The following is a 24845-nucleotide window of genomic DNA, read 5'->3' as shown; positions in this document are numbered from 1 at the left end:
ATGGGCGTCAGCCCGCCGGGACGACGATCTCCGAACGGCGTGGGCGCTGGCCTTCCTTGCCGGGAACGAGCACGACGATGACGCAGACCTGCTGGCCGCCCCGCGTCGCCTGCGACGCCTTGGCCAGCGTGCCGCCATTCTGCGCGGCGACCTGCTGGCCGATGGCATAGCAATCACCAGCGGCGAGCACGACCGGCTGATCGACCGACGGCTCGATGATCGGCAAGGCGATCGCTTGCGACGCAAAGAGGCCGGCCGCGGCAAGCGCCAGCACTGCTGCGCGGAAATGGGAGCCAAGGTTTTTCATGATCACGGTTCTAACCCATATGGGCTGAACGTGAAATGAACGGTGAACAACCGAAAATCCATGCCCGCCATCCCCTGCGCGAGACATCCTGTCGATGCCGAGGCTCCCTCAAGCCCGGCTTGGAATTCATAGCCGGAAAAACAGCCGGTCCGCTACGCTTTTTGGATGCGGATTCTCCGCTCAGCGCTAGCTAGTGTGGAAAGGCCGGACGACGACGGGAGCATGCAATGGGACGTGAGGATATTGCCGATCTCTACCGGGGCTACATCGCCTGCCTGAACGATCAGGACTGGGACAATCTCGGCCGCTTCGTCGGCGAGGAGGTGCAGTATAATGGCGAGACGATCGGGCTTTCGGCCTATCGCCGCATGCTGGAGGGCGATTTCGAGTCCATTCCGGACCTGCGCTTCAACATCGAGATTTTGATCTCGGAGCCGCCGCGGGTGGCGGCGCGCCTGCATTTCGACTGCCGGCCCAAGGGCGTGCTGTTCGGCCTTCCGGTCAACGGCAAGCGGGTTTCTTTCGCCGAGAACGTTTTCTACGAATTCCACGACAGCCGCATAAGCGAGGTCTGGTCGGTCATCGACAAGGCCGCAATCCAGGCGCAGCTTTAGAGCAATTCCAGGAAAAGTGTGAGCGGTAGGCTCGGCCCCTTCGCCGTAGCCTTCCGTCCGGAATTGCGTCAAAACAAAGAGATAGAGCGGTTCGCCGTTTCCGTGAAACGGTGAAACGCTCTGGCGTAGCGCCAGCCTCTCAGGCGGCTTCCTGCGTGAGCGCACGGAAGCGCAGAAGCCCGTGATGGACCGCAAGGTCCTCGTCATAGCGGGCTTCGGCGAATTCCAGCGACAGGCGCGTCTGGCCGCGCGAGCCGATGGAAAACGCCGCGCCATCGAGACGCGCCCTGATGCTGTCCATGATGAGGCGTGTCTCGGCCTCGCCTTGAGCCTTCGACCAGACATGGAAGGTGACCAGCTGATCATTGTCGTTGTCGGCGCCGCTTTCCAGATTGAAGGCGCTGGTGCGCCCGTAGGTGACGTTGGGAAATGCCGCTTTGTCACTCGCGCTTTCGAGCAGGCCGACGCCGCCAAGCAGCGCCGACAGCGAGGCATCGGTCTTCAGCCTCAGGAACAAGGCTTGCATCAAATCGCCAGGCGCCGTCATATGTCATTCCTCTCGCCTGCCGCGGCTGGACACATCGCCGATCGCAACCTAGTCGCCCCGGATGGGTTTCGCCAGACTGGAGCAACGGCAAATTCCGGATCCACCGATCACCTCGGCAACGGCTGCCGCGCGACATCAGTCCAGGCGAAGGTGTGAACGCTTTTCTCGATTAACGAGCTGCGACATTGGCTGGCTCCGATCTGCTATCGCAGGCCAGATCACCTGCCCTTGGAGACGACCCATGAATGTCGTGCCCGCTTTAGCCGGCAACGGCGCCTGCCTTGACACGTCGCGCCTGTGTATCTGCACGGACCGCATTCAGGAGACGAGCGACGTCGTCACGCTGGTTTTCGAACGCATCGATGGCCGAGGCTTCAAATTCCTCGCCGGCCAGTTCGTCACTATTCGCTTCTGCTGGAACGGTGAACAGTTTTCCCGCGTCTTCACCATAGCCTCGCCGCCAAGCCGTCCGCAGCGTATAGCCTTGACGATCAAGGCCGCCAGGGACGGAAAGGCAACCCGCATCCTCCACAATCATTTCGGCGAGGGCGCAACAGTCGAGATCAGCGAAGCGGGTGGCGAATTCACGCTAGAGGGCCGTGCCTTCCACAAGGCCCTGTTCCTTTGCGCCGGTAGCGGCATCACACCGTTCATGTCGATGCTGAGGTCGCTGAACGATGCCGGCAGCGACCTCGACATCAAGTTCATCCAATGCGCGCGAACGCCCGACGATGTTCTGTTCGAGGACGAGTTGCGAAACCTTGCCCGCGCACCTAGGCTGCGGGTGGAGACAGTCTGCAGCCGGGTATCCGGCGACCCCGGCGCGAGCGGCCGGCTTACCGTGGCGAAGTTGGCTGAACTCGTACCGGACGCGTCGGAACGCACCGTTTTTCTGTGCGGCCCCACGGCTTTCATGGAAGCCATGCGCCGGCATCTTCTGGAACTTCGGGTTCCTGCAAGCGGCATCTTCGAAGAGGCTTTCGGCACGACGCTCTCCGGTGCCATCAAGCCCTCGGGCCGCGAAGATCAATGTGGCGAAGCAAGAACCATTCTTTTCCAGCGTTCTGGTATCAACGGTGCCGTTGGTGTAGGTCAGACTATTCTGGAGCTCGCCGAGGCCGCGGGCATCCATGTCGAGACGTCCTGCCGTATGGGCCTGTGCGGAACATGCAAGGTCAGGCTTGCAAGCGGCGCGGTGGAGATGAACGACATGGGCGGCCTGTCGGATGCCGAGCGCGGAGCGGGATTTGTCCTTGCCTGCTGCAGCACGCCGACAAGCGATGTCGCCATCGATCTATAACCGGTGCCTGCGGTGGCTATACTGTCATCAGCTTGAGCGCCTTGAGCAAGCGGGCATGGGTGTGCGAGTGGTGATGCCGCACATGCACCGCGGAATAGATTGGATGCGAGATCCTTGGCGCATCGGCGACGAGCTGCGCCACGTCCTCCTGCCGCAATTTCGTCGCAACCGCCTCAGTGACGAAGGCTGTGCCGCCGTGGCTTCTCAGGAGATGGGCCACAGCGCCGCCGTTTCCGGTTGAAACCGGGCTGTTCTCAAGCTCGGGCAGCATCTGCTTGTGAGCGCGGTCGAAGGAGGCGGAATAGTTGGCGCGGATGTAGTCCGCCGGCGTGACGTCCTTGAAGGCCACGCGGTGGGTTGAGACCATCACGAAAGTTTCCTCGGCGATCTGCTCGTAGTGAATGTCGGGAAGGTGCTGGGGCGAATAAAGGACGGCGAGATCGAGGCTGCCCGTGGTAAGGTCAAGGATCATCTGGTTCGAGTAGTCGATCTCGACGTAAATCGCCAGCTTCGGCATCGTTGTCCTCACCCAACCGAGCCAATCCTGCAGGACGCGTTCGTAAAGCTCGAACTGGATGCCGATGCGGATGAGACGGTCGAACTTGCCGACCGACTGGATTTCGCGGCGCGCATCCAGCCATCTGAGTTTTACCGCGCGCGCATGCTGCTCGAAACGCACGCCCGCGGCGGTCGGTTCCGTCCCACTCTTGTTGCGAATGAAGAGCTGCTTCTCCAGCAGCGCCTCGAGGGTGCGGATGCGACTCGATACGGTGGACTGGGTGATGCCAAGCCGTTCCGCGGTCCTGTTGAAGTTCCGGGTCTCGATGAGATCGAGGAAGGTATCGAGCAATTCTATCTGCATTCGAGCCACCAAAGAACGAGCCGATCCCCGATCGGCTAACGCTTTTTTTCCCAAGTAGACAATGGGTAATCGGTTTCTTCGATTAAACTGCGGCTGGCGATTGCGTTGCCGCCGACGGCGCTGAAGTCCACCGTTCCGGCATTCAACCCTCCTCGGCAGGTGATGCATCAATGTTTATCGTCGACACGGACGTCCACAACTACTGGTCCAGTGCTGAAGTCCTCCTCCCCTACCTTGAGCCCTACTGGCGCGATTTCCTGGTCCGCGGCGAAAAGCCCGGCCCGACGGGTAGCTTCCCACATGGGCATCGCCCATGGCTTCATCCAGAGGGGTTTTCGCGGCATGACATCAAGCCGCAGACCGAGGAAGACAATTACCTGATCATGAAGGAGAAGCACCTCGATCTCTACGACATCGACGTTGCAATCCTTACCGCCGACGAGCCGTTGGAAGCCTCGACGCTGGCCAACTACCACTACGCCAATGCGCTGGTGAGTGCCTACAACGACTACATGATCGACTGGTGGCTGCCCAAGGACAAGCGCTTCAAGGGGTCGATCATCGTCTCTCCGACCGATCCCCATGGGGCAGCGGCTGAAATCAGGCGCCTGGGCGGACACAAGGACATCGTCCAGGTTCTGGCAAGCCACGGCTCGCAGCGCCCCTACGGCGATCCGTTCTATCACCCGATCTTCGAGGCTTGTGCCGAGGTTGGCCTGCCCTTCGCGATCCATTTTGGCGGCCAGGGCGGCGTCAATCACAACGCCGTCGCGAGCGGCCCGACCGCCTATTACTGGGAAACGCATGCGCTGCTCAGCCAGCCGGCGATGACCCATGTGGTCAGCATGATTTCCAACGGCGTTTTCGAGAAATATCCCGAGCTGTATTTCATCGTCATCGAATGCGGGGTTTCGTGGGTGCCTTCATTGATGTGGCGGCTCGATGCCAACTTCAAGGCGCTGCGCAAGGAGACCCCCTGGCTGAAGATGCTGCCGTCCGAATATTGCCGCCGCAACGTCCGCTTCAGCACGCAGCCGCTCGAACAGCCGCAGAACGTCAAGCATCTGTGGGAGACGCTTGAGCACATGGATGGCCAGAATACCTTGCTGTTTGCTTCCGATTACCCGCATTGGGATTTCGACGCGCCGACCAACCTACACATACCGCCAGCCTGGCGCGAAAAGGTGATGGGGCTGAATGCGCTCGACGTCTATAAGCGCATCGAAGCGCCGGCCGCTTCCGCGAGGGTCGCGTGATGAAGCCTGCGGTATCTGCGGCCTGGACCTATGCATGCAAGGTCGCCGAGGTGACAATCGGGCAGCCGAAGATCGCAACCTTTGGCAGAATGAGCGTCGGTATCTTCCAACTCGGCGATGGCTACGCCGCCTTGCTGAACATATGCCCGCATCGCGCCGGCCTGCTCTGCGAGGGCCCGATATGCGGAACCACGCGACAGACCGACAAGACCGAGTTCGTCTATGAGCGGGCCGGCGAACTCGTTCGCTGTGCCTGGCATGGATGGGAGTTCGACATCCGGTCCGGAAAGTGCCTCGTCGACGATAGGCTCAAGGCACGAACCTTCCCGGTCCACCTGGACGGCGAAGACCTCTATGTCGAATTGGGTCGATAGTCAGACGCAACCTACGGCGGAGCCACATGATTAAATGCGATAGCTTGACGACAACACCTTAGAGGCAGCGACCATGGAAACCGTGAAATTTACGCAGATGAAGGATGGTGACCGCGAGGACTACGCGTTTCTCACCGAACACGAGATCGAATATGCCGCCGGTACCGCCCATCGGCTGCTCGCGGCCATGGTCGACCTCGACAAGTCGCTTTCCGGCTACAAGGTAACCAGGCTCGGCCATTCCCTGCAGGCGGCAACGCGGGCATGGAATGCCGGAGCGGACACAGACTGGGTGGTCTCGGCACTGCTGCACGACATCGGCGACATCTACGCGCCATACAACCATGACGAATATGCGGCAGCAATCATCCGGCCATTCGTGCGCGAACAGTGCGCCTGGGTCGTCGAGAAGCATGGCGATTTTCAGCTGCTTTACTACGGCGAGCATGTCGGGGCCAATCCGAACAAACGGGAAGCCTTCCGGGACAATCCTTACTTCGAGGACTGCGCCGAATTCTGTGAGAGATGGGACCAGTCCAGCTTTGACCCCGACTATTCGGCCCTGCCGCTGACATTCTTTGCACCGCTGGTGGAAGAGGTGTTCTCTCGCAAGAGCTACGACCCAGCGGTGACAAGGGCCGGGGTCCGCGTGCCTCTATCGGATCAACGGACCGCTGCCATCCGATCTGGGAAGTAAGTTCTGCTCAGGACACCGGCGCAGCGCCGCCTTCCTCGGTGCGCTTCGCGATGAACTCGTCGAGCACGCCCGCGGTGGCGGCAGCAGCGGGCGGAGGCTGGAAATCGGCGAGAATGCGTTTCCAGATGCCGGTCGCGCGCTCCGTCGCCGTCTTCGAGCCGGATTGCGTCCAATTGCCGAAATTCGACCAGTCGGCGACCAGCGGCTCGTAGAAGGCGGTGCGATAGCGCGCCATGGTGTGGGCGGCGGAGAAGAAATGGCCGCCCGGCTGCACCTCGGCGATGGCCTCGAAGCCGATAGCGTCGGCGTCGCCCGGTGTTTGCGCGCAAAGCTCGGCGATGGTCTGCAGCGCCTCGATGTCGGTGATCAGCTTCTCCAGCGAGACGCTCAGGCCGCCTTCCAGCCAGCCGGCGGAGTGGATGCAGACGGTAGCGCCCGCAAGCACCGAGCCCCACAGCGCGAACTGCGTCTCATGCGCGGCCTGCGCATCGGATATGTTGGCGGCGCTGCCGCCGCCGGAGCGCCAAGGCAGGCCGGTGTAGCGGGCCAGTTGGCCGGCCCCCAGCGTCGCCTTGATGTGTTCCGGCGTGCCGAAGGCCGGAGCGCCGGACTTCATGTCGACATTGGACGAGAAGGAGCCATAGACCACCGGCGCGCCGGGACGCACGATCTGGGCGAGCGTCAGGCCGGCCAGCGCCTCGGCATGCTGCAGGGTCAACGCGCCGGCAACCGTGATCGGCGCCATTGCGCCGGCCAGGCAGAAGGGCGTGATGACCAGGACCTGACCAGCCTTGGCGAAGTCGATGATGCCTTGCGCCATCGGAATGTCCAGCTGACGCGGCGAGTTGGTGTTGATGACGGTGTAGCAATAGGCGCCGGCGCGGAACTCATCCTGCGAAAGGCCGCGCGCCAGTCGGATCATCTCGAAACCGTCCTCGACCTGCGGCGTGCCGCGCGCGAAGACGAACGGGAACTTGTCCGACAGCGTCAATTGCGCCCGGTTGACGGCATAGTGGCGGAGACGGTTGTCGATGTCCTGCGGCTCGACGCAAGGCCCAAGCATATGCAGCACGTCGAAATGCTGGATCAGCTTGATGAATTCCTCGAAGGCGGCGAGCGTTCCCGGCCGGCGGCCACGCTCGAGATCGGTGACGTTGGGGGCGCCGGAGCCGGCAAGGAAGGTCATCGAGCCGAGCTCGAGCGTGAGATCGCGGGAGCGGTCGCCGCCAAGGGCGGGAATGGAGCGCGGCGCCGAGGCGAGTGCCGCCCCGACCATGTCGCGACCGATCCTGACCATCTGGCTGTCTTCATCGACCAATGCACCCGCCTTGGCGTAGATCGCCCGCGCCTCGGGCAGCAGCACTTTGATGCCGAGCTCCTCCAGAACCCGCAGCGCGGTATCGTGGATGGCCGCGACCTGGTCGTCGGAAAAGATCGGCTGCGGCAGAAACGGGTTTTTCAGCGAGCGGTAGTTCGGATGGCGGCTCGACTCGCTGCCTGCTTCGCCGATCCGTCCGCGGCGGCGTTCGCGCCTGAGATCACGTGCGGCCTCGTCAATCATGGCGGTTCCTCCTCATTGCCGCATCGCCTTGCCTTCAGCATCGTAGGGCGAGGCCGCGATGACGCGCGCCGGCCGTTCGACGCCGACAATGTGTACGGAAAGTTCGGTCCCCTCCCCGGCGAAACCGTCATCGAGCAACGCCAGGGCGACGCTCTTGCCGAGCGTGTAGCCGTACCCGCCGGAGGTGACGAAACCGACGCGCCGGCCCTCGCGCCAGACCGGCTCGAAACCGCTGGCATCGGCATCGACGGCATCGACGTCCAGCGTCACGATGCGCCGCGACACACCGGCCTCGCGCTCCTTGAGCGCCGCGTCGCGGCCAATGAAATCGCACTTGTCGAAGGCAATGAAGCGGTCGAGCCCAGTCTCGCCGGGCGTGTAGCCCTGGGTGAACTCGCGTGACCAGATGCCGAAGCTCTTCTCCAGCCGCAACGAATTCAGCGCGTAGTAACCGATCTCTGCAAGGCCGAGATCCTCGCCGGCGGCGAGCAGCGTCTCGCGCAGGCTCGCATGCATGATGGCCGGGCAGTTGATCTCGAAGCCAAGCTCGCCGGCGATCGACAGCCGGGAGACCCGGGCACGGACCATGCCGATGTCGAACCCGCCGCAGGCCATGAAGGGGAAAGCCTTGTTGGAAAGGTCCTGATGCGTGGTGCGTTCGACGATCTTCCTTGCGTTCGGGCCGGTGACGAGGAAACCGGATACGGTATCGGAAATGTCGGTGACGATGACGCCATCTGTCAGATGCGCCTCGAACCAGCGCATGTGGAATTCGCGCAGGTAATAGGAACCCATGATCCAGTACTCGCCGCCCCAGTTGAGCACGGTGAGATCGCCCTTCAGCCGGCCGTCATGACCGAGCATCGGCGCAAGCCGGGCGCGCCTCGGCTTCGGCAGCCGGCAGGCAAGCAACCGGTCGAGCCAGGCCTCGGCGCCCGGCCCTGACACGGCGTAGCGCGAGAAGGCGGTGGTATCGACAAGGCCGGCGGCGCGGCGGACCTGCAGCACCTCGTCGCCGACGATGTCGAAAGCGTTGGAGCGCTTCAGCGTCGTTTTCTCGCGAAAGCCCATCGGCGCGAAATAGGCCGGGATTTCCAACCCCCACGATGCCGTCCATTCGCAACCGGCCGCCGTCATGCCGTCATAGGCGCCGGGCCGCTTCAACGGCCGGCCGGCGGGGAGCCGCTCATTGGGGAAGGTCATGACGAAGCGGCGCGCGTAGAACTGGCGCGTGGTTTGCTTGAGATATTCGCGGTTGGCGGCGAAGGCACCGTAGCGGGCGATGTCCATGCCAAAGATGTCGGCTTCCGGCTCGCCGTAAATCATCCATTCGGCCAGCGACTTGCCGACGCCGCCGCCCTGGCTGAAGCCGGCCATGACGCCGCAGGCGACCCAGTAGTTGCTCAGCCCCCTGACCGGGCCGACCAGCGGATTGCCGTCCGGCGTGAAGGTGAAGGCGCCGTTGACCCATTTGCGGATGCCGGCCGTGGCCAGGCACGGGAAGCGTTCATAGGCCCTGGCAAGCTCCGGGCTGATGCGGTCGATATCCTCCGGGATCAGCTCGATGCCGTAATTCCAGGGCGCGCCGTCCATGTTCCAGTGCTTCGGGTTCTGCTCGTAGACGCCGAGCAGGATGCCCTTGCGCTCCTGCCTGAGATACGAAAAGCCGTCCAAATCGACGACGACGCCTATCTCCTTGTCGAGCGCGGCGATCTCGGGAATGTCCTCGGTGACGAAATAATGGTGCTCCATCGGCGTCACCGGCAGGTCGACGCCGGCCATCAACCCGACCTGCTTGGCCCAGAGGCCGCCGGCATTGACGACATGCTCGGCAACGATGGTGCCCTTCTCGGTGACGACATCCCAGGCGCCGTCGGCACGCTGCCTCAACTCGACGACACGGTTGCGCAGGATGACATCGGCACCGCGTTTCCTGGCGGCGCCGGCATAGGCGTGCGTGGTGCCGTAAGGATCGAGATGACCCTCGTTGGAATCATAGAGGCCGCCGAGCACGCCGCTGACATCGGCGATCGGGCAGATTTCCCTGATCTCGTCGGGCGTGACCAGCCGCGCCGTCTCGATGCCGACCGACTGGAACACCGCCCAGGCCGATTTCAGCCATTCCCAGCGCTGCGGGTCGCTCGCCAAGTTGACGCCGCCGGTCATGTGCAGGCCGGCATTCTGGCCGGACTCGGCTTCGATCTCGCGGTAGAGCCGGATGGTGTAGTCCTGTAGTGCCGCGACAATGGGATCGGCGTTGAGCGCGTGGAAGCCGGCCGCCGCATGCCAGGTCGAGCCGGCCGTCAGCTCGGCGCGTTCGATGAGCGCCACGTCGCTCCAGCCGAAGCGTGTCAAGTGATAGAGCACCGAGGCGCCGACCACGCCTCCCCCGATGACGACCGCGCGATAATGCGACTTCACGAGCCTCTCCCTCTCGTTGGAAGTCGTACGATACATAGTCTGTACACATGTGTCTAGACACTTCTGTCCAGAGCTTGCGCGCCGCTCCGCGCCGTGCCACTTGTTCGGGTTATGACCATGACCGCTCCCCAGGACGAGCCGGCGGCCGGCAATATCAAGGTGACCCGCGCGGACTGGATCAACCTCGCGCTGCAAACGCTGATTTGCGACGGCATCGAGAGCGTGCGGGTGCTTACGCTCGGACAGAAGCTGGGCGTGTCGCGCTCGAGCTTCTATTGGTATTTCGAAAGCCGGCAGGACCTGCTCGACCAGTTGCTCAAGCACTGGCAGGACACCAACACCAAGGCGATCGTCGAACGGGCACGCCGGCCGGCCGAAACCATCATCATGGGCGTGATGAACGTATTCGAATGCTGGGCCGACGAGCGCCTGTTCGATCCGCGGCTCGATTTCGCCATCCGCGAGTGGGCGCGGCGTTCGGCCGACGTACGGCGCGTGATCGACCGGGCCGACGAGGAGCGCCTTCTCGCCATCCGCGACATGTACCGGCGGCACGGCTATGACGGCGAGGACGCCTTCATCCGCGCCCGCGTCCTCTATTACATGCAGATCGGCTATTACGTGCTAGACCTCAAGGAACCGGTCGAGGCTCGGGTCAGCCACCTCGCCGCCTATCTGCGCTCCTTCACCGGCCTGGAGCCGAGCGAGGCGGATGTGGCGCATTTCATGCGCTTTATCGCGGCGCGGTGATATCGCCGCGCACAATCAACCTTAGCCTTCAACAAAGCTTGCGCTGTGGCTTCGCTGCTCTTGTGAGCGGTGCTAAAATGGTCGAATAGTCTGGCCGGGTATGCGCTGAACCTGCCTGCATGCGGCTCGGTGAAAGCGCAGGGGCGGAAAGCTGGAATGGCAAGTCCTTCGAAACCACACAAGAGAAGAGGCCGGATCGCCTCGGCGCTGCTTGGCATTGACGCGTGGCTCGATTCCTCGCTCTACGAGATCGGTTTCAAGGCGCGCGAATTCTGGGAAGCGGCGACCATCTTTTCCCGGCGGTTCCGTGTGCATGGCTGGCGCCGCGCCATCATCGAGGTGCTGAGCGAGGGCTTCACCATGGGCGCCGGCGGCTTCGTGGTGCTGCTTGCACTCGCCATGCCGGCCTTCGACATCACCACCAGCGACTGGCGCAACCAGGGCGACTTCGCCGTCACCTTCCTCGATCGCTATGGCAACGAGATCGGGCAGCGCGGCATCATCCAGCGCGATTCCGTGCCGGTCGACGAGATGCCCGACATTGTTATCAAGGCTGTGCTTGCGACCGAGGACCGGCGTTTCTTCGATCATTACGGAATCGATGTCCTGGGCCTGTCGCGCGCGATCTTTGAAAACGTGCGCGCCAATTCGGTGGTCCAGGGCGGCTCCAGCATCACGCAGCAGCTTGCCAAGAACCTGTTCCTGTCCAACGAGCGCACCCTCGAGCGCAAGATCAAGGAAGCCTTCCTGTCGCTGTGGCTGGAGGCGAACCTGTCCAAGAAGGAGATCCTGCAGCTCTATCTCGATCGCGCCTATATGGGCGGCGGCACGTTCGGCATCGAGGCGGCGGCGGATTTCTATTTCGGCAAGAGCGTCAAGGACCTGAGCCTCGCCGAGGCGGCGATGCTGGCCGGCCTGTTCAAGGCACCGACCAAATACGCTCCGCATATCAACCTGCCGGCGGCCCGCGCGCGCGCCAATGTGGTGTTGTCCAACCTCGTCGACGCCGGCTTCATGACCGAGGGCCAGGTGCTGCAGGCGCGGCTCCATCCGGCCGACGTCGTCGACCGCGGCGAGCTGAAGAGCCCGGATTATTTCCTCGACTGGGCCTTCGACGAGGTGAAGAAGATCGCCAAGCCCGGCCAGCATTCGCTGGTCGCCCACACCACCTTCGACGCCAACATCCAGAAGGCGGCCGAGGAATCGGTCGAGTTCCACCTTCGCCAGTTCGGCAAGGAATACAACGTCACCGAAGGCGCGGTGGTGGTGATCGAGACCAATGGCGCGGTGCGCGCCATCGTCGGCGGCCGCGACTATGGCACCAGCCAGTTCAACCGCGCCACCAAGGCGCTGCGCCAGACCGGTTCATCCTTCAAGCCTTATGTCTATGCCACCGCCATGGAACATGGCTTCACGCCAGACTCGGTCGTTTCCGGCGGCCCGATCAGCTGGGGCAGTTGGACGCCGCACAATTACAGTGGCGGCTCTGCCGGCAATGTCACGCTGCTCACTGCAATCGCCAAGTCGATCAACACGGTGCCGGTACGACTCGCGAAAGACTATCTCGGCATCGGTCCAATCAAGGCGATGGCTGAATCGATGGGCGTGGAATCGCCGCTGGAAGCGCACAAGACCATGGTGCTCGGCACGTCGGGCATGACGGTCATGGACCAGGCGACCGGTTACAGCGTCTTTGCCCAGAACGGTTTCGTCGGCTCACGCCATGGCATCACCCAACTCGTCACCCGCACCGGCGAGGTGGTCTATGACTGGGTCAAGGACGCGCCGCCGCCGCATCGCGTGCTGTCGGAAAAGGCGCTGAAATACATGAACACAATGCTGGCGGCGGTGCCGGTGATCGGCACCGCCCGGCGCGCTCAGCTTCCCAACATCGTCGTCGCCGGAAAGACCGGCACGACGCAATCCTACCGCGATGCCTGGTTCGTCGGCTTCACCGGCAATTACACGGCCGCCGTCTGGCTCGGCAATGACGACTTCACGGCGACCAACAAAATGACCGGCGGCACGCTGCCGGCAATGGTCTGGCAGCGGCTGATGGTCTATGCGCACCAGAATATCGACCTAAAGCCGATCCCCGGCATCGACCATCCGTGGGTCGATCCGGAGGTCGCGGCCAAGGCCGAGGAAGCGGCGAAGAAGGAAGCCGACGCGGCGGCGGCACAGGCCGAGGCCGAACGCCCGCCGGTGCTTTCCAGCCGCACCACCCAGACGCTGAGAGAAATGACCAAGACGTTCCAGGCCGCGCCCGTGCTCGATGCACCCACCCTGCCAGAGACGCTTTCGGCGCTTTAGGACCGCCCGCGCGTGAAGCCGGCTTGCCACGGCACCCCGCGCCGCGATATCCCGTGCAACCTCCTTTGTTTGCGGCTCTCATGCTCAAGAACGCCATCCTGACGCTGCTTTTGCTTGCCATGGCCATCGGGCTTGGCGGCTACAGCGTCTGGTATGCGCTCAATGCGCAGGATGGCGTCGGCGCGATCCGCATCGGCCAATGGACCGCCTTCCCCGAAGTCGGGACGCTCACCGCCGACCCCTACTCGAAGGCGCGCGTGGCGCGCGAGGGAGTGCTGGCGCTCGGCCAGGCCGAAGGGCTTGCCTTCGTCGCCGAGCGCGACGATGCGGGCGAGCCGCTGAAACGCGAATGCGCCTATACGATCGAAGGCGGTTATCCGACTGCCCGGTTCTGGACGCTCTATGCCGCCGACCAGTCGCTTGGCGTGATCGGCACCGGCAAGCCGAGACAGTCGGCGCTGCAGTCCTATGAAGTGCTGCGCCAGCCGGACAATTCCGTCGTCATTTCCGTCGGCAGCCGCCCGGCCCCCGGCAACTGGCTACTCACCGGCGGCTCGGGCAAGATGTATTTCGTGCTGACTTTCTACGACACGCCGATCGCCTCGAGCACCGGCCTCTCCGACGTGACGCTGCCGCGCATCCTGAAGGCGGGGTGCAATGCGTAGCCTGTTGCATGCCCTGATCCTCGGCCTGCTCGGCGCCGGCATCGTGCACATCGTGGTGCTGTTCCTGGTGCCCGAATTTTCCGAACGCGATGCCTGGTCGCGGCTGGCGATGGCCTCCGACCTCTACAGGATGACGCGGCTGGACGCCGAGGCCGGCGGTGCGCCGGTGGTGAAATCGGTCGATCCGCTCTTCTATGCCGCCGCCTGCCGCTTCGACCTTGCCGACGGCCTGGTGCGGATCAAGGCGCCCGGCGACGTGCCGTTCTGGTCAGCCTCGGTCTATGACCGCAACGGCCATAACATCTATTCCTTCAACGACCACAACGCCAATGGCGAGAAGCTCGATACGGTGGTGCTGACGCCGGCGCAGATGATCGATGTGCGGCGCGACCTTCCGGAGGATCTGCAGGGCGCAATCTTCGTCGAGGCACCGATCGAGGAAGGCATTTTCGTCGTCCGCGCCTTCGTGCCGGACGAGAGCTGGAAGCCGATCGTGTCACGCTTCCTGGAACAGAGCGCCTGCGAATTGCAGGACTACTGAGGCAAGCAATTCCGGGAAAACCGTGAAACGGTCGGCTCCGCGACTTCGCCGTAGCCTTCCGTCCGGAATTGCGTCAACGCCTATCAGTGATGTGGCGTGGAAGGTGGCGGCGAGCCGGGCTTGTCCGAACTGCCCGGCTGGGCCTCACTGGCCTGCGGACGCAATTCGTAGCGGACGCCGGGGAAGATGATGACCGCCGCCGCCGTAGTGGTGTCGTGACTTGCTCGATTTACAGGTGCCGATCGCGGCACAAAAGACAAGACCATGCCCATGGTTCGCGCATTCCTCTCGGTTTCCCCGGAGCACAACGCAACGCCCTCCAAAATTGATTAAGGAGCTTAGAGGGTTAACGGAGCGCTAACGGATCGCGGCTAATTTGATGTTTGTTTCTTCCTGGAGTTGCGAAACCAGCCCGGCTGGATTGTGCGGTTCAGGATTGTGTCGAGTGTCGGGCGTATCCTCCGTGTCATCTTCGGATTTCAGGCAAATCGCTATCCGGACCGAAGCGGGAAAGGCCGAAAGGCTGTTCCGCGCCGTCGTGTCGGCATTCTGCTCGCTGACGCGCCCCTCGCGCCGTGAGATCGCCCAGCTCGAGGACCTGACGCTGCCGCTGTTCGACGACGTCTCGGTCGAATCGCGCCGCTATGTCGCCGCCGCCCTTTCCGAATGCGAGTATGCGCCGAGGGCACTGGTGAGGCGGCTGGCCGAAGAGCCGGTCGAGATCGCAGCACCCCTGCTCACCCGCTCCAACGCGTTGAGCGACATCGACCTCATCGCGCTGATCGGCCGGCACGGGCTGCCGCACGCGCGCGCCATTGCGCGCCGCAAGGAGCTCAACCCGACGATCGCCGACCTGATCCGGGCGCTGGAGAGACCGACGCTGGTCAAGACGCGGCCGCCGGAGACGGTCACCAAGTTGGCGCCGAAACCGGAACCCGCGGCCAAGGCGGACGCCGGCCGTTCCGTTCCGGGCGAAGCAGCGGATAGCGCGCGGCGCCGCCTGCGTTCGATGATGCGCCCGGCCGACGAAAGCGCCGACGTCAACACCTTCCTCGGCCAGCCGGCCTATGTGAAGTTGCGCGAGACGGCGCTGACCGGCAATGCGGCCTTCTTCCAGACCGCCCTTGCCGACGCGCTGGAGATCGACTTCGCGACAGCCCGCTCGGTGACCGGGCAGTCGAGCTATGCCGCATTGCTTGCTGCGCTGCGCGCACTCGACCTCAGCGAAGACAGGGCCTTTCTTATCGCGGTCGCGGTCTATCCCGGCGAGTTCCCGCATCCGCAGGCGATCCGCCTGTTCCTCGACCGCTACCGGCTGCTGCACCGCGAGGCGGCGCTCGACAAGGTACGCGCCTGGAAGACCGAGACTCTCTCGCGGGCGATCCGCGGCAAGGCGCCCGACGCATCCGGCGCCGAGCACCAGGCGTCAAACAACGACGAGGCGACCGCCAGCCTCAAGGCGTCTTGATCCGGTCTATTCCGCCTTCACGGAAAGAAGCTCTTCGGCGGGAACTGTTCCGCCCTCGATCTCGACCACCCAAATGTCGGGATCGAATTTCTTCTCCCGCTCCAGCCGCGCATCGAAGGCCACGCTATCGTCGCCGGCATCGAGCATGGTGAAGAAACGCTCGTCGGGCTTGGCCGAATCGTAGCTCGTCTGCGGCGCCGGCCCGTAGAGGGTCACCTCCCCCATCTGCCCGCGCGACAGCACGAAAACGGCGCCCGCCTCGGTCGCGCCGCGCTTGACCACTGCGGCAAAGCCGCCGGCGCCGAACACGCGGCGCACAAGGGCCGAAACCCAGAGATCGGTGGTCACGCGCATGGGAAAGTTCCGGACGGCATGCGTGGTTCCCTATAGCATCGAGCTAACGCCCGGAACGGTAAAAGCGGCGTAGGCTGACTTAGGCGCTATAGTCGTTCCTTGAACAAGTCAGGCGTAATGTTGCGCCCGCCATAGAAGATGCCCAAGATCAGCACGCGTTCGCCCTCGATCGCAAAGGCGATGCTGACAGTACGGCGATAGCCGACGAGACGCACGCCTGGCATGATTTCGGTCCGTTCGGTACCTCGCTGAGGAAACGTCGAGAGACGACCGCAATGATCTCGAATGCCGGCAACGAAATTCCATGCGATTGCGGGCGAAGCGCGCTCTGCAATGTGCTCGTAGAGTTCCTCTAATTCAGCCTTTGCCTGAGGATGGAAAACAACCTCATAATCCATCCTTACTTGGCTTTCGCCAGGTTGGCGCGGTGGCGAGCTTCGAGTTCGGAAAAGACCACGTCGGCCGGGATACCTCTTGCCGGATCCTGTCGAAGTTCAGCAAGGCGGGCCGGTATTTCACTGCGCAACCACTTTTCTCGTTCCGCCTCGAAATCCTCCAGCATTCGCAGCCCAGCGCGGACGACCTCGCTGGCATTGTTGTAGCGGCCGGATTCAACCTGCTTGCGGATAAAGCTTTCATAGTGATCGGTAAGGGCGTAGTTCGGCACGGCATCCTCCTGCCTGATTGCCTCTACATATAGCAATAGATGTCAACTATTGGAACCTTGGACCGCTTGGCGCGGGAGCTGTGCGGACGACGACGCTCAGTTCGTCAGGCCGATCTCGCGCATTTTGACGTAGACGGCCTCATCCGGCTCGCCGGTCTCGGGCAGGCCGAACAATGCCTGGAATTCCTTGATCGCGGATTTGGTGCGGGCACCGACCTTGCCGTCGAGTTGCATGTCGTTGTTGCCGAAGGCCTTGAGGCCGGCCTGGATCTTGACGATGTGGGCGTCGGGCGATTGCGTGGCTCCGTCGGCCGGCGCCGAGACCGGGATCACGGGCGGCTTGGCGGCGGAAACGTTGGCGGCGCCATCGGCTGGCCGCGGGATCGGGTGGGGAATGGCCGCCGTAGTCTGGCGGGCGCCAAGCTGGTCGAGCAGCGTTGCGTCGATCTCGCCCGAGCCCGGCAGCCCGACTTTTAGCTGGTAGGCCTGGATAGCCTTGCGCGTGGCCGGGCCAGTGAGCCCATCGACCGTGCCGTCGTAGAAGTCGAGGTCTTTCAGGATGCCCTGCACCTGCTGGACAACCGGATCCGGCTTGACGGCCGGCTGCGCCGGTGCCTGTCGCACGATGTTGATGGTGGTTTCCGGTTCGTCGGAAACGGTATGCGGGAAATTCTCGATGCTTCGGGTGGCGAAGAAGGCGCTGGTATGCGGAAAAGGCTGATACCAGAGCGCATTGGCCGAGACGTAGAACAGCGTCACCAGGAAGGCAGTCGAGCCGCCGACCAGAACCGGATTGCTTGCGATCAGTTGACCGATGGCAACCGCGCCCTCGGCAAAGACGCCGCGCTCGGGTTCGACCACCTTAGGCCGTTTTGCGGAGCGAGCCATTTCTCTCCCCATCTTTTTCCCCCTTCGGCTTCGCCGCCGGCATGGCCAGCACGCCGGAACGCCGCTTCGGCCCGTTCACCGGCAGGCCGATCGTCACCGTGGTGCCCTCACCCGGCGCGCTCTCGATCGACATTGTACCCTCGTGCAGCGCCACCAGGCCCTTGACCAGCGACAAGCCGAGCCCGGTTCCCTCGAAGCGGCGCGTGTAATCGTTCTGGATCTGCATGAACGGCTTGCCGAGATTGGCCATGTCCTCCTCGGCGATCCCGATGCCGGTGTCGCTCACCCAGAAATGCAGGCGCGAGCCGACGCGCTTGGCGCCGATCACCACGCTGCCGCCATCGGGCGTGAACTTGACGGCGTTCGAAGCGAGATTGATCAGGATCTGCTGCACCGCGCGGCGGTCCGCATTGATCTCGCCCGTATCCGGTGCGATCTGCGTGGCAAGAATTATGCTCTTGGCGTCGGCCAGCGGCCGCATCATCGAACGGCACATGTCGACGGCATCGACGAAGCGGAACGGCTCCAGCTCGGTCGCATAGGCGCCCGCCTCGATGCGCGATACATCGAGGATCGAGGTGACGACGGACAGAAGATGCTGGCCGGACTCCCTGACCAGGCCGACATATTCCTTCTGGCGCGGATCCTTGAAGCCACCGAACATCTCATGCAGCAGCATGTCGGAAAAGCCGATGATGGCATTGAGCGGCGTGCGCAGCTCGTGGCTGACCACCGCCAGGAAGCGGCCCTTGGCCACTTCGGCGGTTGCAGCGGCTTCCCTCGCTTCCGCAAGCTCCTCGCGCAGCGCGGCGACGCCATCGTTCTCGCGCAGGACCAGGGTGAAGACGTCGCGGTCGGCTTCGCCGCGCATCAGATCGAGGCTGAACGGACGGAAATTGTCGGCCGCGCCGGAACCCTCGCGCGGCAGGCGGATGCGCAGCTCGAGCCGGCGCTTCGGCGCATCCTCGCGCATGTCGGCCAAAGCGGTGAGATAGGCGACACGGTCGGAAAGATGGACACGGTCGAACAGGCCGCTACCGAGCAAAAGCTCCGGTGCCAATTTCAGGATCGAACGCGCCTTGGCGGATGCGTCGAGCACCTCGCCCTGGCGTCCGACGCGCAGCACGACGGCGTCGATGACATCCTCGAGGCGATCGCCGGCCGGCTCCGCCGGCCGTAAGCTGGCCGGATCGGCGAAGGCGGCGGCACGCGGCAACAGCGTCAGCGCCCAGGCAAGCGGCAGCAGCCAATGCCAGGTGGCGATTTCGGAGGCGCCAAGCGACAGGATCCGGCCGGCAAAGGGTTGCAGCATGATGGCGGCAACCGCCGCCAGCGCGCTAGACAGCGCAGCACGCCGCGACCCCGAGACCCACCAGGTTTCGACCGGCAATGCGATGGCAAGCAGCGCGACCGGCGAAGCCAATCCGCCCGCAGCCACTATGGCGCCGGCAAGAGCGAAGCCACCCAACACGACCGCGATGCGGCCGGCGAGCGCCATATGGCCGGTGGCCGCGACCAGAAGCGCCGCGAACCAGCACAGGCCGAAAGCGGCAAAGATCGCGGCTATGGTGACGGCCGCGCCGAGGCTCGAGGTGACCAGCGTGACCGCGGCGCCGGCTGCGAGAAAGGGCGCGGCGAGCATGACGCCGATGAAGCGACGCTGGCGCAGGCGTTCTGCCTCACCCGTCACGGTCGGGTGAACCATGCGCTCGCAGCCGGCGGCAACCGCGCCAGGCAATTGAACGTATCTGGCTGAAATCGAACTCAACGCACGCGTACCCGGTGGTAAAAAACGTCCTGCCTGGCAGGTGACTCATCAATTGGCTTGAAACTCGCATCCAGCATTTAAGGAATGGATAAGGCTGACGGAGCCGGCGACCCCGCCCAAGGCAAATATTGTGATGCCGGCCCCGCAAAGCACGCCGAGTTGCCGCCATGGTAAACGGCGGGTTAGCCGCGAGGCCTGTGCCAAAACGGGCCGAAACCTAACCCGGCTAACCGCTTTCATGAATAAAATCTTTTAATAACAAGGCGATATATGGTTATCGTAACGTTAATGCAATCGATGAGATTCGCGGCAAGTTCATGCCAAAACCAATCCTTTCGAATTTGCCTAAAATTTGAGGAAAATTCGCGGCTTCGATGCAAGCCGTCCTTTGTGTGACCGTGCCACTATCGTGCCCATAAAGAGGTCATGCCGATGGACGCATGATCCGTCACGGATGGATGCATCATCCATCCCGGATGAGAGGCAAATAAGATGGGCTTTCTGATCAGGATGGCTTTCTGGTTTTCGCTGGTGCTGCTGGCACTGCCGCTCGGTGTAGGCCCAGGCGAAGACGGCCAGCAGAGCGTCGGGCCGATCCAGGCGTTGTTTGCGGCGCGCGAGGCGGTCGGCGACATTGCCGGGCTGTGCGAGCGCAAGCCCGATGTCTGCGAAACCGGCAAATCGGCCATGTACACCATTACCGTCCGCGCCAAGGAAACGGCCAAGATCGCCGCCGCCATGATCGACGACAAGCAGTCCGGGCAGCCCGGTGCCCCCGAGACCAAGGTTGCGGATGGCGCCGTCACGACCACCGGCAGTGTCGCCGAGGACATCGTACTGCCCGCCAAGGTCAATATCCCGGTGATGTTGACGGCTAAGAACTGAGATTTCAGCCGTTCGCACCGTCTCTTTTGGCGCAATTCCGGACGGAGGCTACGGCAAAACCGCCGAACCTAACCTTTTCACGCTTTTCTTGGAATTGCTCTAACGCCGCGGGCCCGTCCGACCTCTCGACGCCCGCGGCGTCTTTCTTTTTCCGTGACGCGGCAGTGCCGGGCCACTATATGCGGGTAATGGCCGCCCCGATCCAAATGATCCGCGACGACTTTTCCCTGCTCGATGAGTGGGAGGACCGTTATCGCTATGTCATCGAGCTTGGCGAGGGCCTGCCGCCTTTCCCCGAAGAGGAGCGCACGGCCGCGAACAAGGTGCCCGGCTGTGTCAGCCAGGTGTGGCTCGTCACCGAACAGGGAGCGGGCGCCGACCCGGTGATCAGCTTCCAGGGCGATTCGGACGCCCATATCGTGCGCGGCCTCGTCGCCATCATGCTGGCGCTGTTTTCAGGCCGGCGGGCAAGCGAAATCCAGAGCACCGAGGCCGAAGCGACGCTGAAGGAGCTCGGCCTTGACGAGCATCTGTCGCCGCAGCGCGCCAACGGCCTGCGCTCGATGGTCAAGCGCATCAAGCGCGACGCGGAAGCGGCGTTGAAGCAGACGGCCTGATATCTCCTCAAACGACTGCTGCCGGAAAGCAAACGGCGCCCCGAAGGGCGCCGTCGAACTGTCGAATGTGAGCGCCGCTATCGGCGGCTCTTGGGCTTGCGGCCCAGACCCATCTTCTTGGCGAGCTGCGAGCGGGCGGCCGCATAGTTGGGGGCGACCATCGGGTAGTTGGCGTCCAGGCCCCACTTCTCACGGTATTCTTCCGGCGTGAGATTGTAGTGGGTCATCAGGTGCCGCTTCAGCGACTTGAACTTCTTCCCGTCCTCGAGACAGACGATGTAGTCGTCATGGACGGAGCGTTTCGGGTTGACGGCCGGCTTCTGCTTCTCGGCCGACGGCTGCTCCGGCGAGCCGCCGACACGGCCCAACGCGGCGTGGACGTCGGCGATGAGGTTCGGCAGTTCCCCAACCGGCACCGGGTTGTTGCTGACATAGGCGGCGACGACATCGGCGGTCAGCTCGATCAGCGCATCACCGTTTTTCGGAGGTGTTTCGACGATTTCCATAGTGCTAAGGCCCCAACGAGAGTTGTTTCTAAAACCGTGCCCTTTTTTTGGATCGGGCATCGCGCGAATTTCATGCAGGAAAGGCCCTGCGATTCGCGTCGCTCATCTTAATGACGCTGCATTGCAAGTAAGTCAATTCGCATATTGACTTATATTCGCCGATATTCATCAAATATTGCTGATTCAGCTTCAAAAATTCGTGCGTCGTGTAACTTCGCGAGATTTTTCTGGTCAGACCAGCATGCCATGACGCTACGGCATCCGTATGTTAAACATCCGATCGCCGCTCGACATGGCGCTCAATGCTTGGCCAATGCTTGGATGCCTATTGCCCCAGCACGATGAATCCTGCGGCGCAACGAAGCGCGGGACCTCGCCCTGCCAGCAGGCCGACAAGACTGGGTGACGGGGATCCCTCAATAAGGCGCGATATATTTGCCGTAGACCCAGCCGGTGACGAAATGGCCATTCTGCGCCCGGTCGTGCCAGATCTCGCACCAGCGATAGCGGATAGCCTGGCGCTGCTTCCATTGCGGCTGCCGGGCAATATCGAGCAGGTTGACGCCACCGGTGCAGCGGCCTGTCATCTGCAGCACGGTGCCGTTCGGATACGCGACCTGCTTTTGCGATGCGTCGGAAGGATATTTTCGGGCATTCAGCGTGTCGCCGAGCGGCACGCCCGCCACTTGCCAGGCGGCAAAGACGGTTGCATGAGACTGATCGGAAGAAACCAGAACCGCCGCGAAGACGGCAACAGACATTGCGATAGAAAAGCGGGATTTCATCTTTCCCCCTCAACTTGGCTAAACCACCTTGAACCGCGCCCCTTGAACCGCCACCGAGCGGCGTGTTCATTCGTCATTCAAGCAAATTCCGCAGCGAGACGTAATGACCAGAGCTTCCGCCTTCCCGACCGCCAGCCCGCCGATCCCCGAGAAACACCCGGTTTCCGACACGCATCACGGCATTACCCGCAGCGACGACTATGCCTGGATGCGGGCCGGCAACTGGCAAGCCGTGTTCAGGGACCCTTCCCTGCTCGACGGTCGGATTCGCGCACACCTTGAGGCTGAAAACGCCTATCAGGCCGTGCTGATGGCCGGCACGGCGGACCTGCGCGGCAAGCTGTTTGCCGAGATGAAAGGGCGCATCAAGGAAGACGATTCATCCGTGCCGATGAAGGACGGCCCCTATGCTTATGGCTCGTCCTTCCGGCTGGGCGGCGAGCAGCCGCGCTATTTCCGCACGCCGCGCGACGGCGGCGCCGACGAGATCCTGCTCGACGGCGACGCCGAAGCCGAAGGCAAGGCCTATTTCCGGCTCGGCGGCGTCGACCATTCGGCCGACCACAGGAAGCTGCTCTGGGCCTTCGACGACAAGGGCTCGGAGTTCTTCACGCTGCGCGTGCGCGAACTTGCCAGCGCCGAGGAACTTGCCGATCAGATCCCGGATACGGGTGGTGGCGGGGTGTGGAATGCCAGCGATGACGGCTTCTTCTATACCCGTCTCGACGACAACCATCGCCCGTCAAAGGTGTTCTTCCATGCGCTCGGCGACAAGCATGAGAACGACCGGCTGATCTATGAGGAGACCGATCCGGGCTTCTTCATGGATGTCGGCGGCACGCGCGCCAATGACTGGATCATGATCGGCATCAACGACCATGAGACTTCGGAATACCGCCTGCTGCCTGCCAATGACCCATCGTCCGAACCGAAGCCCGTGGCGGTGCGCGAGACCGGGCTGCAATACGACCTGGAAGAAGGCGGTGACATCTTCTTCATCCTCACAAATGCCGACGGAGCCAAGGATTTCAAGATCATGACCGCGCCGGTCGACAATCCGGTGCGCGCCAACTGGCAGGAACTGGTGCCGCATGAGCCCGGCCGGCTGATCCTCTCGGTGCTCGGCTTCAAGCATCACATGGTCAGGCTCGAGCGCAAGGAGGGCCTGCCGCGCATCGTCGTGCGCGAGCGCGCCAGCGGCGAGGAGCATTTCATCTCCTTCGACGAGGAAGCCTTCTCGCTCGGCCTCTCCGGCTCTTATGAATACGACACCGAAGTAATGCGCTTCACCTATTCGTCGATGACGACGCCGGCGCAGATCTTCGACTACAACATGCGCAGCCGCGAACGCGTGCTTTTGAAGACGCAGGACGTGCCCTCCGGCCACGATCCTGAGCACTATGTCACCCGCCGCCTGATGGCGCCGGCCACCGATGGCGAGCTTGTGCCGATCTCGCTGCTATACCATCGCGACACGCCGCTGGACGGTTCCGCGCCCTGCCTGCTCTATGGCTACGGCTCCTACGGCATCACGGTTCCTTCGGCCTTCAACACCAACTGCCTGTCGCTGGTCGACCGCGGCTTCGTCTATGCCGTCGCCCATGTGCGCGGCGGCAAGGACAAGGGCTACGGCTGGTACGACGACGGCAAGCGCGCCCGCAAGATGAACACCTTCACCGATTTCATCGCCTGCGCCCGCCATCTCGTCGCCGAGCGTTACACGCAACATGACCGCATCGTCGCGCAAGGCGGCTCGGCCGGCGGCATGCTGATGGGCGCGATCGCCAACATGGCGCCGGAAAGCTTCGGCGGCATCGTCGCCGAGGTGCCGTTCGTCGACGTGCTGACCACCATGCTCGACGCCAGCCTGCCGCTGACGCCGCCGGAATGGCCGGAGTGGGGCAATCCGATCGCCTCAGCCGACGACTACAAGACGATCGCGGCCTATTCGCCCTACGACAATGTCGCGGCGCTCGACTATCCGCCGATCCTGGCGCTGGCGGGCCTCACCGACCCGCGCGTCACCTATTGGGAGCCGGCGAAATGGGTGGCGCGGCTGCGCGAACGCAAGGCAGGCGGCAACCCTGTGCTGTTCAAGATAAACATGGATTCCGGCCATGCCGGCGCGTCAGGCCGGTTCTCGCGGCTGGAGGAGATCGCCTACATTTACGCCTATGCCCTGAAAGTGACAGGCAAGGTCTGATTTTTACTCGCAATTGCGACGGCCTCGCGTTACGCAATGCGCCGTCCTTTCAGGCGCGGCCTTCCAGGTCGCACGGTTTGTCCATTCGCCAGGGTCCGCCATGCTGCTCGTCGACGTCTATCTCGACAAATCGCCCATCCAGGGCATCGGTGTCTTCGCCAAGCACCACATCCCGCGCGGCACGCTGATCTGGAAGCTCGATCCAAGGTTCGACCGGTGCATACCCGTGGAGACCTATGAGGGTGAAAGCGGACCGGTGAAGTCCTATCTCGACCGCTATTCCTATCCCGACCGGCGCGATCCTAACTTCATCGTGTTCGAGGCCGACGACGCGCGCTACATGAACCACGCCGACGAGCCGAACTGCGACGTCTCGTCGCCCGAGGAGACCTACGCGTTGCGCGACATCGCGCCCGGCGAAGAACTGACCTGCGACTACAACCATTTTTTCGAAACCGGCTTCGACTTCCTGGGCGACCGCCACGCGTAATCCGCG

The 24845-nt window shown here is 63.0% G+C and carries 26 protein-coding genes; 14 read left to right on the top strand and 12 right to left on the bottom strand.

Features of this window, described 5'->3' with window-relative positions:
- Positions 1-7: 7 nt before the first annotated feature.
- Complete coding sequence (locus RFM68_RS08815) at positions 8-307, bottom strand: hypothetical protein (RefSeq protein ID WP_320232338.1); 300 nt, start codon at positions 305-307, stop codon at positions 8-10.
- A gap of 227 nt (positions 308-534) precedes the next feature.
- Between RFM68_RS08815 and RFM68_RS08810 the strand changes: the two genes are divergently transcribed.
- On the top strand, positions 535-921 hold the full coding sequence (locus tag RFM68_RS08810; RefSeq protein WP_320232337.1) for an ester cyclase: 387 nt from the start codon (positions 535-537) through the stop codon (positions 919-921).
- A 139-nt stretch (positions 922-1060) separates the two neighbouring features.
- Here RFM68_RS08810 and RFM68_RS08805 read toward each other — a convergent pair whose 3' ends face one another.
- The gene (locus tag RFM68_RS08805) at positions 1061-1468 is read right to left on the bottom strand and encodes a DUF3168 domain-containing protein (protein ID WP_320232336.1); all 408 of its coding nucleotides are present in this window, start codon (positions 1466-1468) and stop codon (positions 1061-1063) included.
- Positions 1469-1709: 241 nt separating this feature from the next.
- Here RFM68_RS08805 and RFM68_RS08800 point away from each other — a divergent pair, with 241 nt between their 5' ends.
- Positions 1710-2768 (top strand): flavin reductase family protein, encoded by a 1059-nt coding sequence (locus tag RFM68_RS08800; RefSeq protein WP_320232335.1) that lies wholly within the window; start codon positions 1710-1712, stop codon positions 2766-2768.
- Between the two features lie 16 nt (positions 2769-2784).
- Here the strand turns inward: RFM68_RS08800 and RFM68_RS08795 are convergent, their stop codons facing one another.
- Positions 2785-3630, bottom strand: coding sequence for a LysR family transcriptional regulator (locus tag RFM68_RS08795; RefSeq protein WP_320232334.1), 846 nt, complete (start codon positions 3628-3630; stop codon positions 2785-2787).
- A gap of 170 nt (positions 3631-3800) precedes the next feature.
- Here RFM68_RS08795 and RFM68_RS08790 point away from each other — a divergent pair, with 170 nt between their 5' ends.
- From RFM68_RS08790 to RFM68_RS08780, 3 genes are all read left to right on the top strand, one after another.
- Entirely contained in the window at positions 3801-4886 is a 1086-nt protein-coding gene (locus tag RFM68_RS08790; RefSeq protein ID WP_320232333.1) for an amidohydrolase family protein, read from the top strand.
- Entirely contained in the window at positions 4886-5260 is a 375-nt protein-coding gene (locus RFM68_RS08785; RefSeq protein ID WP_320232460.1) for a Rieske (2Fe-2S) protein, read from the top strand. The genes RFM68_RS08790 and RFM68_RS08785 overlap by 1 nt, the downstream gene beginning before the upstream one ends.
- A 73-nt stretch (positions 5261-5333) precedes the next feature.
- Complete coding sequence (locus RFM68_RS08780) at positions 5334-5957, top strand: HD domain-containing protein (RefSeq protein WP_320232332.1); 624 nt, start codon at positions 5334-5336, stop codon at positions 5955-5957.
- A 7-nt stretch (positions 5958-5964) separates the two neighbouring features.
- Here RFM68_RS08780 and RFM68_RS08775 read toward each other — a convergent pair whose 3' ends face one another.
- Both RFM68_RS08775 and RFM68_RS08770 read right to left on the bottom strand, forming a co-directional pair.
- Entirely contained in the window at positions 5965-7518 is a 1554-nt protein-coding gene (locus RFM68_RS08775) for a trimethylamine methyltransferase family protein (protein WP_320232331.1), read from the bottom strand.
- Positions 7519-7530: 12 nt separating this feature from the next.
- Positions 7531-9939: a GcvT family protein gene (locus tag RFM68_RS08770; RefSeq protein WP_320232329.1), complete on the bottom strand. Its 2409-nt coding sequence runs from the start codon at positions 9937-9939 to the stop codon at positions 7531-7533.
- 111 nt (positions 9940-10050) lie between these two features.
- Between RFM68_RS08770 and RFM68_RS08765 the strand changes: the two genes are divergently transcribed.
- The 5 genes from RFM68_RS08765 to RFM68_RS08745 all read left to right on the top strand — a co-directional run bounded on the left by RFM68_RS08765 (position 10051) and on the right by RFM68_RS08745 (position 15676).
- Positions 10051-10689 (top strand): TetR/AcrR family transcriptional regulator, encoded by a 639-nt coding sequence (locus RFM68_RS08765; RefSeq protein ID WP_320232328.1) that lies wholly within the window; start codon positions 10051-10053, stop codon positions 10687-10689.
- Positions 10690-10845: 156 nt separating this feature from the next.
- The gene (locus RFM68_RS08760) at positions 10846-13002 is read left to right on the top strand and encodes a transglycosylase domain-containing protein (protein WP_320232327.1); all 2157 of its coding nucleotides are present in this window, start codon (positions 10846-10848) and stop codon (positions 13000-13002) included.
- Between the two features lie 80 nt (positions 13003-13082).
- Positions 13083-13667 (top strand): DUF1214 domain-containing protein, encoded by a 585-nt coding sequence (locus tag RFM68_RS08755; RefSeq protein WP_320232326.1) that lies wholly within the window; start codon positions 13083-13085, stop codon positions 13665-13667.
- Positions 13660-14208 (top strand): DUF1254 domain-containing protein, encoded by a 549-nt coding sequence (locus tag RFM68_RS08750; RefSeq protein WP_320232325.1) that lies wholly within the window; start codon positions 13660-13662, stop codon positions 14206-14208. The genes RFM68_RS08755 and RFM68_RS08750 overlap by 8 nt, the downstream gene beginning before the upstream one ends.
- A gap of 463 nt (positions 14209-14671) precedes the next feature.
- Positions 14672-15676, top strand: a complete 1005-nt coding sequence (locus RFM68_RS08745; protein WP_320232459.1) for a DUF2336 domain-containing protein — start codon at positions 14672-14674, stop codon at positions 15674-15676.
- A gap of 6 nt (positions 15677-15682) precedes the next feature.
- Here RFM68_RS08745 and RFM68_RS08740 read toward each other — a convergent pair whose 3' ends face one another.
- From RFM68_RS08740 to RFM68_RS08720, 5 genes are all read right to left on the bottom strand, one after another.
- Positions 15683-16030 carry a DUF1491 family protein gene (locus RFM68_RS08740; RefSeq protein ID WP_320232324.1) on the bottom strand — a complete coding sequence of 116 codons (348 nt, stop codon included), beginning with the start codon at positions 16028-16030 and terminating at the stop codon, positions 15683-15685.
- Between the two features lie 86 nt (positions 16031-16116).
- A complete protein-coding gene (locus tag RFM68_RS08735; RefSeq protein WP_320232323.1) occupies positions 16117-16428 on the bottom strand; it encodes a type II toxin-antitoxin system RelE/ParE family toxin in 312 nt (103 codons plus the stop codon).
- A gap of 2 nt (positions 16429-16430) precedes the next feature.
- Positions 16431-16697 carry a type II toxin-antitoxin system ParD family antitoxin gene (locus RFM68_RS08730; protein ID WP_320232322.1) on the bottom strand — a complete coding sequence of 89 codons (267 nt, stop codon included), beginning with the start codon at positions 16695-16697 and terminating at the stop codon, positions 16431-16433.
- Between the two features lie 96 nt (positions 16698-16793).
- A complete protein-coding gene (locus tag RFM68_RS08725; protein WP_320232321.1) occupies positions 16794-17585 on the bottom strand; it encodes a peptidoglycan-binding domain-containing protein in 792 nt (263 codons plus the stop codon).
- Positions 17560-19290: a sensor histidine kinase gene (locus RFM68_RS08720; protein WP_320232458.1), complete on the bottom strand. Its 1731-nt coding sequence runs from the start codon at positions 19288-19290 to the stop codon at positions 17560-17562. The genes RFM68_RS08725 and RFM68_RS08720 overlap by 26 nt, the downstream gene beginning before the upstream one ends.
- A 555-nt stretch (positions 19291-19845) precedes the next feature.
- On the opposite strand from RFM68_RS08720, the gene RFM68_RS08715 reads away from it, so the two are divergent.
- Positions 19846-20238 carry a DUF5330 domain-containing protein gene (locus tag RFM68_RS08715; protein WP_320232320.1) on the top strand — a complete coding sequence of 131 codons (393 nt, stop codon included), beginning with the start codon at positions 19846-19848 and terminating at the stop codon, positions 20236-20238.
- 188 nt (positions 20239-20426) lie between these two features.
- Positions 20427-20855, top strand: coding sequence for a SufE family protein (locus tag RFM68_RS08710; protein ID WP_320232319.1), 429 nt, complete (start codon positions 20427-20429; stop codon positions 20853-20855).
- 77 nt (positions 20856-20932) lie between these two features.
- On the opposite strand, the gene RFM68_RS08705 is transcribed toward RFM68_RS08710, so the two are convergent.
- Both RFM68_RS08705 and RFM68_RS08700 read right to left on the bottom strand, forming a co-directional pair.
- Complete coding sequence (locus tag RFM68_RS08705; RefSeq protein ID WP_320232318.1) at positions 20933-21361, bottom strand: Ros/MucR family transcriptional regulator; 429 nt, start codon at positions 21359-21361, stop codon at positions 20933-20935.
- 416 nt (positions 21362-21777) lie between these two features.
- Positions 21778-22146 (bottom strand): SH3 domain-containing protein, encoded by a 369-nt coding sequence (locus RFM68_RS08700; RefSeq protein WP_320232317.1) that lies wholly within the window; start codon positions 22144-22146, stop codon positions 21778-21780.
- 103 nt (positions 22147-22249) lie between these two features.
- Between RFM68_RS08700 and RFM68_RS08695 the strand changes: the two genes are divergently transcribed.
- Both RFM68_RS08695 and RFM68_RS08690 read left to right on the top strand, forming a co-directional pair.
- On the top strand, positions 22250-24349 hold the full coding sequence (locus RFM68_RS08695) for a S9 family peptidase (protein ID WP_320232316.1): 2100 nt from the start codon (positions 22250-22252) through the stop codon (positions 24347-24349).
- A 100-nt stretch (positions 24350-24449) separates the two neighbouring features.
- Entirely contained in the window at positions 24450-24839 is a 390-nt protein-coding gene (locus RFM68_RS08690; RefSeq protein ID WP_320232315.1) for an SET domain-containing protein, read from the top strand.
- The last annotated feature ends 6 nt before the right edge of the window (positions 24840-24845 follow it).

The organism is Mesorhizobium montanum, assembly GCF_033977145.1.
GTDB classification, from domain to species: Bacteria; Pseudomonadota; Alphaproteobacteria; order Rhizobiales; family Rhizobiaceae; genus Mesorhizobium; species Mesorhizobium montanum.
This window is presented reverse-complemented; position numbering and strand designations above follow the sequence as displayed.

What these genes read in the sequence shown, in the direction of transcription:
- RFM68_RS08810 (WP_320232337.1), top strand. Translation starts at nt 535, where the DNA reads ATGGGACGTGAGGATATTGCCGATCTCTACCGGGGCTACATCGCCTGC.
- RFM68_RS08800 (WP_320232335.1), top strand. Translation starts at nt 1,710, where the DNA reads ATGAATGTCGTGCCCGCTTTAGCCGGCAACGGCGCCTGCCTTGACACG.
- RFM68_RS08790 (WP_320232333.1), top strand. Translation starts at nt 3,801, where the DNA reads ATGTTTATCGTCGACACGGACGTCCACAACTACTGGTCCAGTGCTGAA.
- RFM68_RS08780 (WP_320232332.1), top strand. Translation starts at nt 5,334, where the DNA reads ATGGAAACCGTGAAATTTACGCAGATGAAGGATGGTGACCGCGAGGAC.
- RFM68_RS08760 (WP_320232327.1), top strand. Translation starts at nt 10,846, where the DNA reads ATGGCAAGTCCTTCGAAACCACACAAGAGAAGAGGCCGGATCGCCTCG.
- RFM68_RS08705 (WP_320232318.1), bottom strand. Translation starts at nt 21,361, where the DNA reads ATGGAAATCGTCGAAACACCTCCGAAAAACGGTGATGCGCTGATCGAG.
- RFM68_RS08740 (WP_320232324.1), bottom strand. Translation starts at nt 16,030, where the DNA reads ATGCGCGTGACCACCGATCTCTGGGTTTCGGCCCTTGTGCGCCGCGTG.
- RFM68_RS08775 (WP_320232331.1), bottom strand. Translation starts at nt 7,518, where the DNA reads ATGATTGACGAGGCCGCACGTGATCTCAGGCGCGAACGCCGCCGCGGA.
- RFM68_RS08755 (WP_320232326.1), top strand. Translation starts at nt 13,083, where the DNA reads ATGCTCAAGAACGCCATCCTGACGCTGCTTTTGCTTGCCATGGCCATC.
- RFM68_RS08805 (WP_320232336.1), bottom strand. Translation starts at nt 1,468, where the DNA reads ATGACGGCGCCTGGCGATTTGATGCAAGCCTTGTTCCTGAGGCTGAAG.
- RFM68_RS08785 (WP_320232460.1), top strand. Translation starts at nt 4,886, where the DNA reads ATGAAGCCTGCGGTATCTGCGGCCTGGACCTATGCATGCAAGGTCGCC.
- RFM68_RS08765 (WP_320232328.1), top strand. Translation starts at nt 10,051, where the DNA reads ATGACCATGACCGCTCCCCAGGACGAGCCGGCGGCCGGCAATATCAAG.
- RFM68_RS08715 (WP_320232320.1), top strand. Translation starts at nt 19,846, where the DNA reads ATGGGCTTTCTGATCAGGATGGCTTTCTGGTTTTCGCTGGTGCTGCTG.
- RFM68_RS08750 (WP_320232325.1), top strand. Translation starts at nt 13,660, where the DNA reads ATGCGTAGCCTGTTGCATGCCCTGATCCTCGGCCTGCTCGGCGCCGGC.
- RFM68_RS08720 (WP_320232458.1), bottom strand. Translation starts at nt 19,290, where the DNA reads ATGGTTCACCCGACCGTGACGGGTGAGGCAGAACGCCTGCGCCAGCGT.
- RFM68_RS08795 (WP_320232334.1), bottom strand. Translation starts at nt 3,630, where the DNA reads ATGCAGATAGAATTGCTCGATACCTTCCTCGATCTCATCGAGACCCGG.
- RFM68_RS08815 (WP_320232338.1), bottom strand. Translation starts at nt 307, where the DNA reads ATGAAAAACCTTGGCTCCCATTTCCGCGCAGCAGTGCTGGCGCTTGCC.
- RFM68_RS08735 (WP_320232323.1), bottom strand. Translation starts at nt 16,428, where the DNA reads ATGGATTATGAGGTTGTTTTCCATCCTCAGGCAAAGGCTGAATTAGAG.
- RFM68_RS08695 (WP_320232316.1), top strand. Translation starts at nt 22,250, where the DNA reads ATGACCAGAGCTTCCGCCTTCCCGACCGCCAGCCCGCCGATCCCCGAG.
- RFM68_RS08700 (WP_320232317.1), bottom strand. Translation starts at nt 22,146, where the DNA reads ATGAAATCCCGCTTTTCTATCGCAATGTCTGTTGCCGTCTTCGCGGCG.
- RFM68_RS08690 (WP_320232315.1), top strand. Translation starts at nt 24,450, where the DNA reads ATGCTGCTCGTCGACGTCTATCTCGACAAATCGCCCATCCAGGGCATC.
- RFM68_RS08710 (WP_320232319.1), top strand. Translation starts at nt 20,427, where the DNA reads ATGGCCGCCCCGATCCAAATGATCCGCGACGACTTTTCCCTGCTCGAT.
- RFM68_RS08725 (WP_320232321.1), bottom strand. Translation starts at nt 17,585, where the DNA reads ATGGCTCGCTCCGCAAAACGGCCTAAGGTGGTCGAACCCGAGCGCGGC.